The organism is Pseudoalteromonas sp. G5_S1_14_S5 (assembly GCF_054968605.1).
Map to the genome: position 1 here is coordinate 89,487 of NZ_JBQKUM010000002.1, position 20,313 is coordinate 109,799.

The window sequence follows — 20,313 nt, forward strand, 5'->3', positions numbered from 1 at the left end:
AAATAAAGGCTAATTGACAATTAACTTAATTCCCACTTTAAATTAACAGCCGAACATTTCGATATCTTCCTCACATTTATAAGGATGAGCTCTCATCCTTATTCTCTACGCCTGGCCGCTACGCCCTATCCTATTGATATTAAAAATATGAGCTCTTGATCCAAGTAAATCCACATAAACCAAGTACAAATCGTGATATCGACACTAGGTTTCTTATTTTTACTTATTAAAAATAACTTTACATATAGACATCACAAATAGCTGACTACCGTTAAGACTAGGATATTCATCTTCATAAAAAGTGAAATATGGATATCGAAAAGTGAACAATATAAATATTAATCAGTGTTTAACTCTACGAAATACCTTTAACAATACAAAAAAAAGAAGCTTCAAGAAGTCGACCTTAACCAAAGCGATTTTACCCCTTTTCACCGCCACTTTAATTGCAGGATGCGGCAGTGATAATAACAGCGACAGCGGTACCGACACTGGCAGCAGTGGTCTATATCCTGCAGCAGAAAACGAAGTGGTTATCTACTACAAACGTGATGTTGCAGCTGCAAGCACTTCTGGATCGACTTATGACGGCTGGGGACTGCATCTGTGGAATGGCGAAGGCTGTACCAGTACCGATTTAGTCGGCATGGGGGTGAGTGAGGCTGGGACCGATTGGAACAGCCCTTACGAATACGACGGCATTAGTGATACTTACGGTGCCTACTATGTATTAAAAGTGGATCCTGATGCCGCTGACCCACATAAGTGTATGAACTTCATCTTACATAATGGTGATGAAAAAGCCTTTGGTAGCGCGAATTCAAAAGTTGAGCTACATAAACTCGGTGAATCTCAAGGGGTGTTTGGTTTCCATGGCAGCAGCGAATTGTACTACGAGCCTATCTCAGAACGACCAGTAAATATTGATGGTCAAAAAGCACATTGGCTTGATGCAACGACCATAGGTTGGGAAGCGGCCAGCAATGCAGACTCTTTAAAACTCTTCTATGCATTGGATAACAGCATCTCCATGAATGATGACAAAGAGATCATTGGTGGTACTGCGATTGAGCTAGTAAAAGATGGCGAACTCCCCTCAGAACTCAAAGAACGTTTCCGTCACTTAGCCAGTTTACCTGCGGTAGCGATTGACGTGGATAACCGCACGCTACGCACCATTTTAAAATCTCAGATCGTTGTCGTTGCTTACAATGCCGATGGCGATGTTATCTCTTCAACTGAGGTTCAAAAACCTGGCGTGCTTGATGCGGTATTTGCTAGCGAAGATGCAGGTAATGCCATCAGTGAACCATTGGGGGCGATAGTAGATGGTGATTCTGCAACCTTTAAACTTTGGGCTCCTACTGCAAAAGATGTTGAACTCGTTCTATACAGCGAAGACCTACAAAGCTCACAAGTCATATCGATGACGGAAAACACAGAAACAGGTATTTGGGCAACAGAGGCAGTCTCTAACGCTGTCAACCAATACTACCGTTACCAGGTGAAGGTTTACCACCCAACCACCGGAAAAATAGAAAATCGCCTTGTGACAGACCCTTACTCTCTCAGCTTGTCGAAGAACTCCGCATACTCTCAAGTCGTTGACCTTAATGATGCAGCCTTGATGCCTGATGGCTGGACTGGCTACGTCCGTCCTACCGTCGAGAAAGACGAGGACCACGTTCTCTACGAATCACACCTGCGTGACTTTAGTTTCAGCGACAAGTTAGGCACTGCAAGCCTGAACGGAAAATACCTTGCACTTACGGAAGCGGATCGTGAATCAGTCAAACACCTTCAAGATCTGAAAGACGCCGGTTTAACCACTCTGCATATCTTACCGGCTTTCGATATCGCTACCGTTGATGAAGATGAAGCAAGCCGCGTCGATATTTCCGATACCGTTGGCAAACTGTGTGATGTAAAACCTGCCGCTGCCTTATGTGGTAGTGAAAATGAAAACCGAACGATTGAGGATATACTCGACGGCTATGACCCTTCAACAGGCGATGCACAAGCGTTAATGAACGACTTACGAATGCTCGATAGCTTCAACTGGGGTTACGACCCATTCCATTACACCGTGCCTGAGGGAAGCTACGCAACGGATCCAAACGGATCTAAGCGTATTCTAGAGTTCCGTCAGATGGTTAAGGCCACGCACGACATGGATCTCAAGCTGATCATGGACGTAGTATATAACCACACCAACGCATCTGGTGTGAATGATAAATCCGTACTGGATAAGATCGTACCTGGGTACTACCACCGACTTAATGTGAATACTGGCGGCGTGGAAAACTCAACCTGTTGTGACAACACTGCGACAGAAAACCTAATGATGGGTAAGTTAATGGTCGACTCGCTCAAGGTATGGGCTGACGACTATAAGGTGGACGGTTTCCGTTTTGACTTAATGGGCCATCAGCCAAAAGATGTGATGGTCGAAGCGCTGGAAGAAGTACGTAAAATTGACCCGAATACCCTGTTCTACGGGGAAGGCTGGGACTTTGGTGAAGTCGCCAACAACGCTCGCTTCGACCAAGCAAACCAAATCAACATGGCAGGTACAGAAATCGGTACATTCTCTGACCGTTTGCGTGATGCAGTTCGTGGCGGTAGCCCGTTCGATGGCGGTGTTGACTCAGAAGGGAATCACCCGCTTCGCTTTAATCAAGGCTTCGGTAACGCAGCTATCGCCAATGAAGAAACAAAGACAGATCAAGACTCCATCAACGGTCGTTTACACAACCAAGACCTTGTTCGCTTAGGGATGGCAGGTAACCTTGCAGATTATGTGCTAATTGATCACAAAGGTGATACCAAACTGGGTAAAAACATCGACTACAATGGCTCACCTGCAGGTTACACTAAGATGCCTTCAGAGAACATCTCTTACGTTTCAAAACACGACAACCAAACACTTTGGGACAACAACGCTTACAAAATCGCAACTGGTACTAGCTCTGCAGATCGCGCTCGCATGCAGTCGGTATCGCTTTCTACCGTGATGTTGGGCCAAGGCATACCGTTCATCCATATGGGTTCGGAACTGCTGCGCTCGAAGTCGATGCAGCGTGACTCTTACGATTCTGGTGACTGGTACAACCGTGTTTTCTTCGATGGGTCTGACAGCAACTGGAATGTCGGCTTGCCTCGTGAGGACAAAGACGGAGCAAACTGGGATCTGATCAAAACCATCATTGCTGACCCAACGGCAAAACCAGACGCAGACGACATCGAATTAACTAAGCAGCAATTCCTAGAACTATTAAAGATCCGAAGCTCAAGTGAACTGTTCCGCTTAGATACAGCTGACGAAGTCATGAAGCGAGTCGATTTCCGTAACGTTGGCGAAGACCAAGTCGAAGGCCTAATCGTGATGTCTATCGATGATGGTGTGTCTGCAGGTACAGACCTCGATCCAGCGAACGATGCGATTGTCGCAGTTGTCAACTCAACCAATGAATCTCAATCGTTCAAAATCACAGGAGCAATAGGTTTTACTCTTCATGACATTCAACAAAACTCGGCGGATGACATAGTGAAAGGCGCAAGCTTTGCCAATGAATCATTTACAGTTCCAGCACTAACAACTGCTGTGTTTGTACAAGTACAAAACGGTGCTCAAGGCGCTGGTTTGCCGGTTGATAACTCAGGTAAGGATGTATCTAGCATTCCTCCGTACGGTCAAACAATCGTCTACGTGCGTGGTGACATGAATGGTTGGCACCCTGTTGATGATTGGGCGATGAGCTTTGTTGCTAATGGGGTTTATTCTGTAACAGGCAATTTGGAAGCGGGTAACTATGGCTTCAAGTTTGCAGATGCTGATTGGAAAACACCTAACTTTGGTTGCGACTCTATAGAACTTGCTGATGGATCAATCAACCTAGGGACTGATGGTAACTGCCAACTAAGCGTAACAGAAGCTGGAACCTACACATTCACCTTGAATGCGATTCACGAGCTAGATGACGACGTAGATGGTCCAGTTGTTTCGGTCACTAAGCAGTAAATATGAAAGGATCGAAGCTAAGTAACAGAAAATAAAAAAACCAGCGAAAGCTAGCCTTTGGGAGGCGTCAGTCTCCCTTTCTATGCCCCCAACAAACACCAACCTAAAAATGCCTTCTCTACTACCCGTGAGTCACATTCAACTTTTAATGATCGACTCACCTCTTACGTTCTAGATAGAACACCTCTTCATCTGTACTGAAAATTTCAGCCCGAATAACCGTAAGTCGCTGTATTTGAATCAAATATATAAAATAGAGAAGAGAGAGCTTATAGAGAACAAAGCTATTTACACATGGCGATGGGGCCAGAGAGTATAACGTCACTAAGGACCGTATTTAATAAAATCAACGGCGCATGAGATTCAACAGTATTTATAAACTCGCTTGTTTCGAGCTGATTGATTTCAACCAATGTGACTATTACATTTGTAGCTGGCAATAAAAAAGGACCCTATTGGGGTCCCTTCTCTTAAACCAGACTTTGTAATTTTATCAGTTACTTTTTATTGACTGCTTTCACAAAGACTTCTTGTGCACCTCCAATGCCTAGTGCTTTCGCTTCATCTAATAGGCCCAAAGCTTTTGGAATATTGTCTGCTTCGACAGCGGCTTTGATCGCATTGTGGTAGTAAGTTTGTGTCTCTGGTTGAATTTTTTCTATTGTTAGCTTCTTGCTTTCAATAACAGGAACTTCAGGAGCTGATGCAGATTTTGAAGGTTTAGTTAACCCACTAAAGAAACCCTCACGTTTTATTGCAACTCTAACTTCACCAATATCAACATGCTTCGCTTTAGGATCATCAATAGCAGGAACAACATTTCGCTTGGCAATAGCCATTGCTTTGGCTGGATGCAATAGTTGGGTAGTTTGTGTTAAATCTTGTTTAGTAGTGTAAATAACACCATAAATACGAGTGGTACTCATCGGTAGATTCAATTCAACTTCACCAAAAAGAACATCACCCTTTATAAAGTCATTTTTATCATAATCAAAAAAGGATGAGTCGTAATTTCGCAATAATTTAAAATTTTGATCATAAATGGCTAAATTTGGAGAAAATACCTCTAAGCGTTTAACTATACCCGACAGTTCTATTATGACCTGAGGCTCAGAAACATCAAAAGAAAAACCAGCCACTGGTCCCATTATGTCTATGCTATTTAAAATCTGAGAATCTTCAGAAAAGTGAATAGAAAAGCTTGATGGGACGCCAACTTGATTCCAACTAATTTGCTCCACCGTAGAGATACTTGCTTGGCCCGAGCTCGAAGAAGAAAAATCTTGGTGGCTCGCACAACCAAATAAAACGGTCGCCCCAATTAGAATCGATACTATTTTTTTCATTCACTTATCCCTTGTAATACAGTAGCCAGCTTGTAAGCTAGCTACTGTTTTTATTCATGACTAAATTCTAGATTACCACCAAGCTTCAACTTGCGCACCGAACATTAAGTCATTGTTATCAATAGCTTTATCACCACTATAACTAGATGCAAAAACTCGAATTGCAGGTCGAGCCCAGAAATTTGAACCTGCTTGCCATTGTTGAGCAATTGTAACTTTCGTTAAGTCTTCTTTATCAGCCCAAGGGTATTCATCTTGGTGGTAGCCAAGCTCTAGAATAGTGCTCATTGTTTCAGACCATTTGTAGCCAGGACGAACAACAACACTCATAGCTTTGCCATCGCTGTTGCCATTGCCGTCATCCAACAACTGAGCATAAACGAACGAGTAACCAAAATTCCATTTTTCAGCTTCGATTACACCCCAATCGATTAGACGTAAAGACTCTCGTCCTTCCTGCCCTAACTCCATGTTGTATGAATCACCTGCATGATTACCTACGAAACCAGCCCAAGCATAACCTTCAGTTGCATACTGAATGACAGCTTTGTTAAAGCCCATGCTATGGCCTTGAGTGTGTTCAGCTGTAAGGAAAAAGCCTGCTTTATCTAGACCATAATCACCTGAATTACCAATACCGCCGTCAATTGCATCACTTTGTACATCTGTATGAGAAGGGTCTGCAGCCATTAAAATGAACTCCATACTACCCTTGTCATTTGTTTCAATACCTGTCAAACGAAGGTCGATTGAATTAGCTGTTGAGTAAACTTGTGTACCCTCAAGTGGCTGTCTTTCATCTTCAGGTGTCGATGGATCATCTGCAGTTAGTAATGGAGCCTTCCATTTATGCTGAACAACTGCAGCATGAAGCTTCGCAAAACCCAAATCAATGTTTTCAACACCGGCGCCAGCACCAGAGTTATTTACGTAGTACATATCCATAATATGAACATCTTTACGTCCGTAATAACGTTCACCAGCCCAAATGCTCATGCCGTTTGCCATAGTGTAGTCAGCCCAAGCTTCACGGAAAGAAGCTCTCTCACCAGACCATGGGTCATCAGGATCTGTACCGATACTTTGGAACGAATTACCACGCCCATCTAAGCCAGCATTCTCATACGAGCCAAATGCCATTAGAGTATGAATATTGAATGCATCGCCATCTGAACTCTCCCAAATCTTGTTTACGCCAAGAGAAAGTTCTGCATAGTTATCACACTCATCGCCTAAACGACCAACTGCATGCCCAAATGTAGTAGGGCCACCATTACCATAACAATATTGCGAACCACCATCAGCATTCATGCCGAAGCCTGCGCGCATATATCCATGAAAATCAACTTCGGCAGCGAAAGCTGAACCAGCCATCAATGTCGAAGCCACTGCAGCGGCAATCAAACTTACTTTTTTCATTCTTATCTCCATTAAGGACGACTTATTTTAGGTTTTTATATTTTGCTCTCTTGCGGCAACCAAAGGCAGTTATGGTAGTCGTAAGATAGAGAGGTTTAGGGTTTCCCCTGATTCGTTTCAACGGGGTCAATATTAAGAGGGGATGACAAATTTGACTTCCTCCACCCCCAACTAAATTAAGGGGGAGTAGAGGGGAGTAGAAAATATACAGAATGGTGTTTTAAAGAGGTGGATCACTTAATCTAGGAGGAGTAGACAGCACGAAGATCTAATTATTCAGCATAAATGAGATCTACTTCAAATATATAATTTGAACTTCATCGATCAATTATTTTTTTAACCGTAATTAATCTGTGAAGATGCTTGACCTTACTGTGACAAAGCCTTTTACTAATAGTTCACTGATGTTGATAAACGAACAAGAAATCAAGCAATGACTAGAACGCTCGCTCGCCCTTATCCGCTAGGCGCAACGCTAGGTAACACTGGCTGCAACTTCTCTATTTATTCTCCTGACTGTAAATCTCTCTCACTCGCTCTTTTTGATGAGAACGATGAATTCACAACTTATAAATTGGACAATGAATACGCTGATATTCGATATGTATTTATCGAAGGTATTAAGGCGGGGCAAAAATACGGTTTTATTGCAGAAACAGATAATGGTCCAATATTACTTTCTGACCCTTATGCGAAAGCAATAAGCGAGCCGCTACACTACACCACGCCTTATAGTAATGAGAAAAGCTTTACGATGGCAAAGTGTGTCGTTGTTGATGATGCCTTCGATTGGCAAGACGTCGAAAAACCACGAATTAACCGTGAAGAGACCGTTCTATTTGAAACGCATGTTAAAGGCTTATCTCAACTTCACCCTGAAGTAGCCAGTAATACCAAAGGCCGTTATCTGGGGTTAGTGAGCCCAGAGATGCTTGCATTTTATAAGCAACAAAACATCAACTCTCTACAGCTTTTACCCATTGCGGCCTGCATGCACGAACCACACCTGCTTGATATGGATAAAGTGAACTATTGGGGCTACAACCCTTATTTGTTCATGGTGCCAGACCCTCGCTATGCAGAAAAAGACGCCATCACAGAGCTCAAAACAGCTATTCGTGAGCTGCACCGCAATGGTATCGAGGTGATCTTAGATGTGGTGTACAACCACACAGCAGAAGGCGGCGAAGGCGGAACAACCTTCAACCTAAAAGCATTAGATAGCCGTACGTATATTAAGCACGGCTGTCATTACGCAAACTTCACCGGTTGTGGGAATACAGTCGACCTCACCCACCAGCCAGCACTCAACCTAGTTATGGACACGCTTCGTTATTGGGTAAGCGAATTCCAAGTCGATGGCTTCCGTTTTGACTTGGCAGCCACATTGGGACGCGAAGGAGACAACTACAACCCTGAGGCCGCTTTCTTCAAAGCCGTGGCTCAAGATCCAGTGCTAAAAGAGACCAAATTAATCGCAGAACCATGGGATATCGGCCCTAATGGCTACCAAGTAGGTAACTTCCCGTTTGGTTGGAACGAATGTAACGACAAACTGAGAGACATTACACGTAGCTTCTGGCGCGGCGATCAAGGCTACCTTAAAGAGTTTGCAACGCGCCTAATGGGCTCTCGTGATATCTACAGTGCCGCGCACTGGCCTTACAAACTCACCGTTAACTACATCACTTACCATGATGGCTTCACCATGCAAGACCTTGTCTCGTACAAGCACAAGCACAATGAAGAAAATGGTGAAAGTAACCGTGATGGGCATGGTGACAACCGCTCAGAAAACTACGGTGTAGAGGGTGAAACCGAAAACCTGTTGGTTATCGCGACTCGTGAAAAGCAGAAGCGTAACTTCATGGCGAGCCTGCTGTTTGCTTTCGGTATTCCACACATTCTGACGGCAGACGTATTATCCCACACTCAAAAAGGCAACAACAACGCTTACTGCCAAGATAGTGAGACGAGTTGGCTGAACTGGGAAGATTCAGAGCGCAAGACCTACTTCAAAACTTGGCTATCTGAGATGATCGCCGCACGACAGCAGTACATGGTGCCTTTTATCAAGGCGTTCAGTGGCGAAAAACGTAACTCTAACCGTATATTCTGGAGCCGTGTTGATGGCACGCTGATGGAGCATGATGATTGGAATCGCTTAAGTTCAGTGGCACTACACCTTGGTATAGGTAAAGATGGCGACGAACTGATTTATCTCATCAACCAAACCAGTGCCCCAGCACGTTTCAGCTTACCCAATGATCGTGAACAAAACTGGGTAACGATATGTGATACCAACCTGAGAAATATAAAACCAGGTCACGCTGAAGGGGAACTGTTGTTATCTCCAACATCGATGGCTATTTTGCATTACTCACCAAACAAAACTGAGTTAAGTGAAAGGTAATCCCGCTCAATAAAAAAGCAAAAAACATAAGAGCCGATTATACTTGTGGCTTGCTTTTTTGTTAGCTGAATATCACAAAACTCATTGTTTTATATGGAATCATTTACATGGACATGACTAATAAAACTGCTTAGTGTCGCCGTACTATAAAAATGAATCTATCACCTCTTTGGATATCATGGCTTTACCTAAAACACTTATTCGGCTATTCAAACCATACATAATCTTATTAACCGGAGGAATGCTTTACCTCGCAGCAGCTCAATTAGAAAAAGTAGAGGCCGCAGCAACCAATCAACATCAAACATTCGCATTGCAAGCGCGACTATTCGTTCCAACATCGAGGCCGTATTCGGCAAACTCAATTTCTGAAAAACCAGTCTAGGCTCACCCAACACTACCGACTTTAGCGACCAAAAGTTTCGTGAACTCAGCGATAATATTCTAAAAAGAATACCAAATTTCTCCGATATCATCTGATACCAACCTAACTCCCAACATTACGTCGCCACAATACAATGGCATTCAATTGACGGTGTTGTTGAAGATTTCTACATCTCTTCCGTTTACTAGAAAGCAGATGGTCGATGGGTTTTCGCGGTTAAACACACTGCAGAAAAGCTCAACGAAGAAATCTGGATTGAGTTTGATTTACCTCACACCACACAAGGCTTAAGAGAGTTAAAAACGCCAAACTTCAACTAGACCAGTGCCGAATTGACGTAGCAGAGAAAGCGATTGTGACGCCAGACATCAGCCTCTCTTTAGGCTTAAGTGTCGGTTTTTCTCAAATAGAGGGAGAGCCAGATACAGCCCTAGCACTTGCGGAGCAAGCAAAGCTTATCGCTCAACAACTTGGAAAAAATCGAGTTAAAGGCCACATCAGGGCAATTGCAAAGGCCTCGTAAATTGCCAAAACGAATCCCTTACTCGGATACCGATGAAAACAAAGCACCTAGGGTTCACACTCTCGGTGCTTTTGTTTTTATAGAAAGTCATTACAATGCGCGTTCAACAAGATAACCTCACCTTTCCAACGATACGAACCTTATGAAGCTAAGTAACCGACTGCAAACTCTCCACTCCCTTGTCAGTAATGACTACCAACACATTTGGGACTGTTGCTGTGATCATGGCTTCTTGGGTGTTCAACTGCTGGCGGATAACAAAGCCCCTCACATTCACTTTGTCGATATTGTTCCGTCCCTAATAAACGAGCTAGAAAGCAAATTGGTGCGTTACTTTCCCCAGAGCGAGATGGCACAACAAAAAGTCATTAGCCAATGGCAAGTCTACTGTACAGATGTCTCTGCAATCCCATTGGAAAAACACACGGGCAAGCATCTAGTCATCATTGCAGGAGTCGGTGGCGATCTAACGCAGAAGCTTGTAGACGATATTCACCGTCAACATCCAGACAAAACGATCGACTTCTTGCTCTGCCCTGTTCATCAGCAATTTGAGCTAAGAAGCCACTTAAAATCACTCAAGTTTGGTCTTATTGACGAGGTGTTGATTGAAGAGAATCGCCGTTACTACGAAATTTTATTGGTCAGCAATAACCGAGGTGAAAGAGTAGATACTTCGACAGTAAGCGAGATTTCAAACGTCGGTGACAAGATCTGGACTCCAAACAACAATGAGCAGATTAAGGTATCTCAGCAGTACAAAGCCAAAACACTGCAGCACTACTTGCGTATCCATCAAGGGAAGGAGAAACAAGGTAAACCTAGCCAAGTGAAGCATATTATTGATGCCTATCAAGCGGTTAAAGCATAGTAAGTACTAACTTTACTGTTGAAGATTAAGAAAGCCGAATCAATAAACAGCCGATAGTTCAATGAGCTATCGGCTTTTTTAACACTATTTGTTCAGTTTGAGCTTACTGCTCTTGTTGCTTATAAAGCTTATCAGCCTCATCAACTGTCTCAACCTTAGAGGGCTGATCAACCCCATAGACCATATCAAGATAGGCGTCTTTCTCTTTCCAAGTGTTGTTTAACCAGCTATGGAAGCGACGTTTAAATGCCTTATCTTCAAAGTAGTTACCATTCACGTTCTCATCCATTGGATGCAGTTTAATACGCACAACGACCTTAGTCATTTTGCCTTTCAGCATATCTTCAAACGGAGAGGTTTGGTTTTCAGGATAAGCTAAAGTCACATCCACGATGCCATCCAAAATTGGCCCCATTGCAGACAAAGCAAAAGCCACACCACCTGTTTTTGGCTTCAGTAGGTGACGGTAAGGAGTTTTCGCTGACGCAAGCTTCTCGTGGTTTGCGCGAGTCCCTTCAACAAAGTTAACTAGTGTTGTCGGTGCTAATTTGAACTTAGTACACGCTTTATTGATTGCATTGAAGTCATCATTACGGCGTTCTGGGTTGCGTAAGAGGAACTCACGAGAGTGACGTCTCATGAATGGCATATCTAAGCCCCAGCATGCCAAGCCAACAAATGGTACATACAGCAATTCGTGTTTCAAGAAGTACTTCGTCATCGGCATTTTGTCTTTTAAGATCGAAGACAAAATCACAATATCCGCCCAACTTAGGTGGTTAGACATCATCAAATACCACTGCTTGGTCGAAATATCTTCCCCCCCTTCCACTTGCCACTCGATGTCGTTGTTGGCGTTCAACATCCACAAATTAAGAGAAGCCCAACACCAGAATGTGAAGTTAGCTAAGCGAGTGCATGATTTTTGAACGACAGATATTGGCACAATAAGTTTGATTAGGGCAAACAGACTCACAGCCAATGCGGTGAATGCAGTATTAATGGTCACGAACAATACGTTCAAGGCCATACGAATATTATCAAGCATAAAACACAGTTATATTGAGAACGAAAGCCGCCATTATACGCATCTATAAATTATTCTCTTCAGTAATTGGTTGAATATCCTAGGGGTCAAACCACTCAACCTATTTCTACGATATTCAACTCGCTAAAGCCTATTAAAAAGAAACCAAAACACACCAGAGAGTCATTTAGACACGACATTAGCATTGTCTTTTTGACAGCATTCGATCTAACAACCACCCTCAAAACCAGTATTGATAAGCATTCTCATTACTGGCATGGTACATGCAACTCAAAAGTGTAAATAGTTGAGTATCCTTAATGATATAACCTCTCTTCTTAAAGGTGATGATATGACAGATATTCCTCATGGTTTAGTCACAGGTAAAGTTCTAAACAAGACAGAATGGACAGATCAACTGTTCTCACTCCAAATCACTGCGCCAGTCTCTTCTTATCAGGCAGGTCAGTTCACTAAGCTTGGTTTACTCAATAGCAAAGGTGAGTTTGTGAGACGCGCTTATTCCATGGTGAATGCACCAGAGCATGAGCAAGGCCATCAACATCTAGAGTTTTTGATTATTAAGGATCAGAACGGTCAGCTCTCGCCTCAGCTTCACGAATTGCAAGCTGGCGATGACATCTTTGTCGGCAAAGACCCAAGTGGTTTTATGACACTAAATGAGATCCCAGAGATCGCCGACGATCTATGGATGCTTTCAACCGGAACCGCGGTAGGTCCGTTTATCTCAATGCTTGAGAGCATTCAGATACAGCAGAGTGAGTTGGCTTCAGACAAAGCCTCTTCATTCAAAAATGTGGTTCTGGTGCATGCCGTAAGAACAGAGCAAGACCTGACTTATCGAGATCGTATCACTCAACTCGTTGATCACTTTCAAGGGAGACTTAAATATGTGCCAATTATTTCTAGAGAATCAGTTACCGGAACTTTGCGCGGACGAATCCCAAGTTTGTTACTTGGAGGGGACCTCGAGCAAGCCGCGTCTGTCACTTTCAATCAAACCCGCAGTTTCTTCTACCTTTGCGGCAATCCGCAAATGGTTCGTGACACAAGTGACGCGCTAACAAGTTTAGGTTTCGAAAAGCATCTACGCCGAAAGCCCGGCCAATTCAGCAGTGAAAATTACTGGTAAAGATAAGTCACCTAAGACACCGAAGTATCTATTTCAAAGCACAGTTAAAGTTAAATAAGAGGTTTATATGAGTCATTTACGTATTCCTTCTCACTGGAAAATCCAACGTTCAACACCGTTTTTCACTAAGGAGAACATCCCAGCCGCATTGCTCAATCATCACAATACGGCTGAAGGCGTGTTTGGTCAGATCTGTGTAATGGAAGGCACCGTCACTTTCTATGGCTTTGCCGATGCAGAAGCGAAAGAACCAGAAACCGTTATCACTATTGAAGCAGGGCAATTTGCCACAAGTCCCCCTCAATATTGGCACCGAGTAGAACTGAGTGACGACGCTCTATTCAACATTAACTTCTGGTCAGAAAAAGAGACCAAGAAAATGTTCAATACTCGAAAATAAGATCGACTCTGCATTGATGAACTTATAAGTAAGCTACATCGTAGTGTGATTTTTGATGTTCAGTAAATAACAACAAGAGACCAAATAACCATAGTCGTTACAATGACTAATGGTGATAGACAAGACAAAAAAACTCTAGCACACTGAACGGAGTTGTTAGTTTTTACCCCTTATCAAATAAACATAATTGGGGTATTCATTTGTTAGTTAAGAGAGGAAGCCATGCTCAACATTGCTTTTTTTAGCTCAAAATCATACGACGAAAAATCATTCAACCTTGCGAAAGGCAGACTCAACGCTGAGTTTCATTTCCATGATTTTCGCCTCACCCCGACTACAGCCAAAATGGCGCACAGCAACGAAGTGGTTTGTGCATTTGTAAACGACGACCTATCGCGAGAAGTACTAGAGATTCTTGCCCAAGGCGGCACAAAGCTAATTGCAATGCGCTGTGCTGGCTTTGACAAGGTTGACCTAGACGCAGCCAAAGAGCTTGATTTACAAGTAGTGCGCGTTCCTGCTTATTCACCAGAGTCAGTAGCAGAGCACACTGTCGGTATGATGATGTGTTTGAACCGTAAGCTTCACAAGGCATACCAACGCACTCGTGATGCAAACTTCTCTCTAGAAGGCTTGGTTGGTTTCAACTTTTACGGCAAAACTGTGGGTGTGATTGGTTCAGGTAAAATTGGCCTAGCGACCATGCGTATTCTGAAAGGCTTGGGCATGAACATCCTATGTTACGACCCTTACCCAAACCCACTAGCCGTTGAGCTAGGCGCTAAATATGTAGAGCTAGACGATCTTTACAAAGAGTCTGATGTGATTTCTCTGCACTGCCCGATGAGTAAAGAGAACTACCATCTATTAGACGCGACTGCATTTGAGAAGATGAAAGATGGTGTGATGATCGTCAACACCAGCCGTGGTGAACTATTGGATTCCACAGCGGCTATCGAAGCGCTTAAACAGAGTAAGATTGGGGCGCTTGGCCTTGATGTGTATGACAACGAAAAAGAGCTGTTCTTCCAAGACAAATCAAATGACGTGATTGTCGATGATGTGTTTCGCCGTCTATCGGCTTGTCACAACGTGCTGTTCACAGGTCACCAAGCTTTCTTAACCAAAGATGCCTTGTTCAATATCGCTAACACAACCCTAACCAGCGTTGATGCTTTCTTTGCAGGCAACACCAGCGGCAACGAACTTGTTCAATAACGGGCTGAGTTAAAAACAAACTAGCTCTACAAATACAAAGCCACGCAGGTTCTTAAGAATAGTGTGGCTTTTTGATTTATACCGGTATCGTAAACAGAACTAGATGCAGAAGTGGCAGTCCTCGATATCTAAACCATAGGTCCCTTTGCGAATCGCCAAGTGTTCTTCTCCAGCTTTCAGGCCCATCTCATAACCTGCATCCAATACCGCTTTATTCATAGTGAGTCGCTTAACCGCGAACGCCTCAGGTGGCGCTATCACCTTAATGGTCGCATCTTTTGGCGGATTACGAATGAACTCCAAAGATTGGTTATAGTTTTCAGCACGTACCGCCATTGATTCTGCAATGTTTGGGAATTTCTTTAACAGCTTTTTCAACATCCATTGATACTTCTGAGGCTTCATTCGGTAGCTCAGTGGATGGGAAAGAATCACGGTAATCTCACGTGCACCGCGGCGATAAGCTTCACGAACTGGGATTGAGTCCGCGACCCCACCATCGGTATAACAACCACCAGAGAAACACGGTGTTTCACGATAAGCGATAGGTAAAGCCGTTGTTGCCTCAACCACGTCCGCGAGATTTTCTGGCTTGATGTGATAGTAATCTGCACTGCCTGTGTCGACGTTAGTCACCGCAGCAATCAGTGGAATGCTTGAAAATAGCTCTCCACAATCCAGTGGATAACGTTGGTTTGATTCATTCCATAACCACTTCACATCAACCAAGTTGCCACCTTTAGCAAAGCGGGCTGGGTTAAAGAAAGTTTTATCGGTCGCCATCGTGGTAATCACACTGTAGCTACGTTTTGGTGCCTGAGATAAGTAACCAACCAAATTAGACAAACCCGCAGATACACCAATCGCAAAATCATAAGGACGAAAATCGTCTTGCATAAAGGCGTCTAATACTCCGGCTGCAAAGATGCCTCTCATTGCCCCACCCTCAACGATTAATGCACTTTTACTCATCTCAAACTCTACTACTTTATAAACTGATAGCTGTAGGATAACCCCACCCAAATCATAAAGATAATGGGCATAATTTATTACTTCGATAGGAAAAAGCTATCGTTAGGTAATAATCTAAGATTCAATGATTTATCTAGACCAATGTTCTAAAAAAGGCCATTGAGTGATTAACTCAACGGCCTTCCATTTAACGAATCAAGCTAATCGATTACGACTTAAATTCACTCACATCGATTTCAAGCAACTTACCAATGCCTTCGCCGTAAGCTGGGTCTGCTTTGTAACAGTGTCTTAAGTGACGCAGTTGAATCTCTTTAGGTACGCCACCTAGGTTACGTGCTGTGTTATCGAACAGGATTGCTTGTTGCTCTGCAGTCATTAAGCGGAATAGATCACCTGGTTGTGAGAAGTAATCTTCATCTTCACGGTGGTCCCAGTGTGCTGCCGCACCATCAAGGTTTAATGCTGGTTCGGCAAAATTTGGTTGTTCTGCCCATTGACCTTCATTATTTGGCTCATAACCTAGTGTGCTGCCAAAGTTACCATCGACACGCATCGCACCGTCACGGTGGTAGCTGTGGACTGGGCAACGAGGTGCATTCACCGGAATATGCTGATGGTTCACACCTAAACGGTAGCGCTGCGCATCACCGTAAGCAAACAAGCGACCTTGTAGCATTTTGTCTGGAGAGAAGCTGATACCTGGTACCACGTTAGCAGGGTTGAATGCTGACTGCTCAACTTCAGCGAAGAAGTTCTCAGGGTTGCGGTTAAGCTCTAGCTCACCCACTTCAATCAATGGGTAGTCTGCATGTGGCCAGATCTTAGTAAGATCGAATGGGTTGTAAGGTACTTTCGCTGCGTCCGCTTCTGGCATCACTTGTACTTTAAGTGTCCACTTCGGGAATTCTTGGTTATCGATGCTTTCTAGCAGGTCACGTTGATGACTTTCACGATCTTCTCCGATCAGCTTCGCTGCTTCAGCATCCGACAAGTTCTTAATACCTTGCTGAGATTTGAAGTGGAATTTAACCCAGAAACGCTCATTATCACTGTTGATAAAGCTAAATGTGTGGCTACCAAAACCATGCATGTGGCGGTAAGTAGCAGGGATACCACGATCACTCATTACGATAGTGATCTGGTGAAGTGCTTCTGGTAGAGAGGTCCAGAAATCCCAATTGTTCTTCGCGCTACGCATGTTAGTGCGTGGGTCACGTTTCACCGCGTGGTTTAGGTCTGGGAATTTAAGAGGATCACGTAAGAAGAACACAGGTGTGTTGTTACCCACCATGTCCCAGTTACCTTCTTCAGTATAGAATTTCAATGCAAAACCACGGATATCACGCTCTGCGTCAGCCGCGCCACGCTCGCCAGCTACTGTCGTAAAACGTGCAAAAAGGTCGGTTTTCTTGCCAACTTCAGAGAACAGTTTTGCCTTGGTGTATTTGGTAATATCGTGGGTCACGGTAAATGTACCGTACGCACCTGAGCCTTTTGCGTGCATACGACGCTCTGGAATCACCTCACGATCAAAGTGAGCCAATTTCTCTAAAAACCAAACATCTTGTAGAAGCTGTGGGCCACGTTTGCCCGCCGTTTGAACATTCTGGTTATGAGCAACAGGGCAACCCGCAGCTGTAGTTAGTTTTTTACTCATGGTCTATTCCTTAAGATAAAAGATATCGCATCGTTACCACATCTTAGATTTAAGTGGATTCAGTACTTTAAAACCACCAAAATAATATGGGAAAAGAATAGACCTGAGTGGCCGGAAAATATAATCGTTTATATTTATCGTTGCTATCTATAAAACCTATTGAATAGGTGAGTTAATTAAGCCCCTGTATTGCATGACTTTATTTAATAATCGCATGACCTAATTTCAGCGTTGATGCAATGTTTCTTGCTGTTCTGATTAGGTTCAATTCTGCTTCTTGCAGCACTTGTTCAAGAGGCTGGGGAGAACGTACGGTTCCGAATAGACTGGCCATTTCATCATACAAAGCCTCAACTTGAGCCCCCAAAGAGCCTGCTATCCCAATCGTAGGAATACCTTGTAAACTCGCTCGTTTAGCAATCCCATAAGGTGTTTTTCCTTGTAGAGTCTGGTTGTCCATCTGCCCTTCCCCCGTAATCACAAGGTCGGCTCCTTTCAATATCTCATCGGCTTGTAATACATCAAGAACCATCTCAATGCCCGGTTTAATCTGCATGTTGAATAGCAAACTTAGTCCCATCGGTGTACCACCAGCCGCACCATAACCGGTACGTTCGTAAATCGATTGTTCACCTTCAACACAGCCTTGTGACTCAGCGACGCTAGTAAAATGAGCGAGGGCCTTATCAAGCATCAAAACTTGTTCCGGAGTTGCTCCCTTTTGTGGGCCGAAAATATAACTGGCGCCATTATCACCACACAATGGATTATCAACATCGCACGCAACAATCAGTTCGATATCCTTACAGTGCGAATCTATGTCGGCTAAATCAACAGAAGCCAACTCCGATAACGGGGCGCCCCCTCGGCTGATCTCTTGCCCTGTACCGTCGAGCAACTTACCCCCTAACGCTTGAACAATCCCCGCGCCGCCATCGTTGGTTGCACTGCCGCCCAAACCAAGAATGATCGTTTGAGCGCCCTGCTGCATCGCTTCAAAAATGAGCTGACCGGTACCGTATGAAGAAGCCACCAGCGGATCACGCTGCTCTGGCATTAGTAAATCCAAGCCCGATGCCGCCGCTATCTCGATCAGTGCCGTTTTTTTCGAGGTGCGTGCGGACAGCTCAAGCATCGCCCATTCTGCGTTTACACGTCCACCCAAAGGCCCTTCAACCTGAGTTACTCGCTTTTCCCCTGCCAAGCCTTGCAGTAAAACATCCACCGTGCCCTCACCGCCATCAGCCAGAGGCAAGTTCACATAATTCGCGTCGGGGAAAACTTCACGAAAACCTTTTTCAATACATTTCGCTACAGAAGCAGCGTCTAATGACTCTTTGAATGAGTCTGGTGCGATAACTATTTTCATAATTCGTAGATCCAATAAGCCCCTATGAGTGATCGATAAGGCAATCAAACGATAGGGGCAGTATAACCAGAGATGCGGTATTAGCTTGCTGCTGCAGCTTTTACTTGTGACTTCTCTTTAGATTTTAACCAAAACATAATCACAACAAGAACAGCAATTGGTACTAGTGGGTCGATCATCGTGCCGCCCTTACCAAACAATAAATTCAAAATCATGATGATAGATGCACCAATTGCCCAAGCTATCGTTGATGAAACTGACCAGATCTTGATTTGATCGGTTAACTCAGTGATGCCAAGAGTACGGTTAATGATATGGAAGTAAGAGTCGTTTAGGTGTGAGAAGCCAACAGGGCCAACCGCACAAGCTAATGCAACGAATACTGGGTCAAGACCAAGTGTTTCAACCAATGGTAGTGTCATCGTTGCTGCTACCATCATTGATGCCGTTGCTGAACCTTGAATTAGACGAAGCATAGAAGCAATCGCTAGTGGTACCAATAATGGTGGAATACCGCTGCTTGCGATAGCATCAGCAACCTGTGGACCAGCACCTGATGCTTTAAGAACAGCCCCCATAGCACCACCACAACCAGTCACAACAAGGATTAGACCCGTTGTAGAAAGTGCGTCGTCCATTGAACCCACCATGTCTTGGCGCTCAATTTTCATCGTTAGGCCGTAAAGTGCCATCAGCACACCAATACCAACCGCCACCACTGGGTTACCTAGTAGAGACAGCACTGTGTGTACTGCTGTGTCGCCTTTGCCTACCAAAGTATTAATAAGAATCAGCGCAATCGGAATAAGAATAGGACCGAATGATAAGAAGTTACTTGGAAGCTCTTTACCATCTGTCGCTTCTACTTTTTCTAGATTCGCCCAATCGGCTTGGTTAGTGATCCAAACTTCACCGTTTGGTACACGGTAGTACTCGTTACCCACGCGACGAATGTAGATCATCGACAATAGCATCATAGGGATTGAAACCATTAAGCCCCACAACATGTATTGACCAAGGTCGACACCAAGAATTCCTGCAACAGCCACCGGACCTGGTGTAGGTGGTACAAGAGCGTGAGTGATAAGGAGACCAAGTGCCAATGTAACACCAAGGCCAACGGCAGATTTACCAGTGTCACGTGAAATTGCGCGAACAAGAGAATGCAAAATAACGTACGCCGAATCACAGAAGACTGGAATCGCCACTAGCACACCAGTAAAGCCAAGCGCTAGATCTTCTCGACCTTTGCCACACAGCTTAACGAAGGTTTTCGCCATACGAACCGCCGCACCAGAGCGTTCAAAACACGCGCCCATAATCACGCCAAACGCGATGATTAGACCGATACCGCCAAGCACGCCGCCAAAGCCTGCTTTAATTGCATCAATCAATTCAGTTGGTGCCATTCCTGCAAATAGCCCCATGATAATGCTTGAAATAACCATTGCGAGTGCTACTGGAATACGCGTTTTAATGATCATTCCCATCATGACAATAATACCAATCACAATGCCTATCAATGCTCCGTCCATT

The 20,313-nt window shown here is 44.0% G+C and carries 14 protein-coding genes; 7 read left to right on the forward strand and 7 right to left on the reverse strand.

Going from position 1 to position 20,313, the window contains the following annotated elements; translation table 11 throughout:
* Positions 1-322: 322 nt before the first annotated feature.
* Positions 323-4,021, forward strand: a complete 3,699-nt coding sequence (pulA, locus tag ACTRWI_RS01050; protein WP_499128632.1) for a pullulanase-type alpha-1,6-glucosidase — start codon at positions 323-325, stop codon at positions 4,019-4,021.
* Positions 4,022-4,518: 497 nt separating this feature from the next.
* Here the strand turns inward: pulA and ACTRWI_RS01055 are convergent, their stop codons facing one another.
* Positions 4,519-5,367 carry a MalM family protein gene (locus tag ACTRWI_RS01055; RefSeq protein WP_499128635.1) on the reverse strand — a complete coding sequence of 283 codons (849 nt, stop codon included), beginning with the start codon at positions 5,365-5,367 and terminating at the stop codon, positions 4,519-4,521.
* 72 nt (positions 5,368-5,439) lie between these two features.
* Positions 5,440-6,786 carry a carbohydrate porin gene (locus tag ACTRWI_RS01060; protein ID WP_499128638.1) on the reverse strand — a complete coding sequence of 449 codons (1,347 nt, stop codon included), beginning with the start codon at positions 6,784-6,786 and terminating at the stop codon, positions 5,440-5,442.
* A gap of 433 nt (positions 6,787-7,219) precedes the next feature.
* Between ACTRWI_RS01060 and glgX the strand changes: the two genes are divergently transcribed.
* The 3 genes from glgX to ACTRWI_RS01075 all read left to right on the forward strand — a co-directional run bounded on the left by glgX (position 7,220) and on the right by ACTRWI_RS01075 (position 10,978).
* On the forward strand, positions 7,220-9,199 hold the full coding sequence (glgX, locus tag ACTRWI_RS01065; RefSeq protein WP_499128640.1) for a glycogen debranching protein GlgX: 1,980 nt from the start codon (positions 7,220-7,222) through the stop codon (positions 9,197-9,199).
* A 740-nt stretch (positions 9,200-9,939) separates the two neighbouring features.
* Positions 9,940-10,107, forward strand: a complete 168-nt coding sequence (locus ACTRWI_RS01070) for a hypothetical protein (RefSeq protein ID WP_499128645.1) — start codon at positions 9,940-9,942, stop codon at positions 10,105-10,107.
* Positions 10,108-10,249: 142 nt separating this feature from the next.
* Positions 10,250-10,978 (forward strand): tRNA (adenine(22)-N(1))-methyltransferase, encoded by a 729-nt coding sequence (locus tag ACTRWI_RS01075; protein WP_499128651.1) that lies wholly within the window; start codon positions 10,250-10,252, stop codon positions 10,976-10,978.
* 103 nt (positions 10,979-11,081) lie between these two features.
* Here ACTRWI_RS01075 and yihG read toward each other — a convergent pair whose 3' ends face one another.
* On the reverse strand, positions 11,082-12,026 hold the full coding sequence (yihG, locus tag ACTRWI_RS01080; RefSeq protein ID WP_499128654.1) for a 1-acylglycerol-3-phosphate O-acyltransferase, YihG family: 945 nt from the start codon (positions 12,024-12,026) through the stop codon (positions 11,082-11,084).
* A 331-nt stretch (positions 12,027-12,357) separates the two neighbouring features.
* On the opposite strand from yihG, the gene ACTRWI_RS01085 reads away from it, so the two are divergent.
* The 3 genes from ACTRWI_RS01085 to ACTRWI_RS01095 all read left to right on the forward strand — a co-directional run bounded on the left by ACTRWI_RS01085 (position 12,358) and on the right by ACTRWI_RS01095 (position 14,776).
* Positions 12,358-13,158, forward strand: coding sequence for a ferredoxin--NADP reductase (locus ACTRWI_RS01085; RefSeq protein ID WP_499128657.1), 801 nt, complete (start codon positions 12,358-12,360; stop codon positions 13,156-13,158).
* A gap of 67 nt (positions 13,159-13,225) precedes the next feature.
* On the forward strand, positions 13,226-13,558 hold the full coding sequence (locus ACTRWI_RS01090; RefSeq protein ID WP_499128659.1) for a TehB family protein: 333 nt from the start codon (positions 13,226-13,228) through the stop codon (positions 13,556-13,558).
* A gap of 222 nt (positions 13,559-13,780) precedes the next feature.
* The gene (locus ACTRWI_RS01095) at positions 13,781-14,776 is read left to right on the forward strand and encodes a 2-hydroxyacid dehydrogenase (protein ID WP_499128661.1); all 996 of its coding nucleotides are present in this window, start codon (positions 13,781-13,783) and stop codon (positions 14,774-14,776) included.
* A gap of 99 nt (positions 14,777-14,875) precedes the next feature.
* On the opposite strand, the gene ACTRWI_RS01100 is transcribed toward ACTRWI_RS01095, so the two are convergent.
* From ACTRWI_RS01100 to ACTRWI_RS01115, 4 genes are all read right to left on the reverse strand, one after another.
* Positions 14,876-15,748, reverse strand: coding sequence for a patatin-like phospholipase family protein (locus tag ACTRWI_RS01100; RefSeq protein ID WP_499128662.1), 873 nt, complete (start codon positions 15,746-15,748; stop codon positions 14,876-14,878).
* A 208-nt stretch (positions 15,749-15,956) separates the two neighbouring features.
* Positions 15,957-17,408 (reverse strand): catalase KatE2, encoded by a 1,452-nt coding sequence (katE2, locus tag ACTRWI_RS01105; RefSeq protein WP_499128663.1) that lies wholly within the window; start codon positions 17,406-17,408, stop codon positions 15,957-15,959.
* Positions 17,409-17,607: 199 nt separating this feature from the next.
* Positions 17,608-18,777 carry a glycerate kinase gene (locus ACTRWI_RS01110; RefSeq protein ID WP_499128666.1) on the reverse strand — a complete coding sequence of 390 codons (1,170 nt, stop codon included), beginning with the start codon at positions 18,775-18,777 and terminating at the stop codon, positions 17,608-17,610.
* A gap of 80 nt (positions 18,778-18,857) precedes the next feature.
* Entirely contained in the window at positions 18,858-20,312 is a 1,455-nt protein-coding gene (locus ACTRWI_RS01115; protein WP_499128668.1) for a GntP family permease, read from the reverse strand.
* Position 20,313 lies beyond the last annotated feature (1 nt).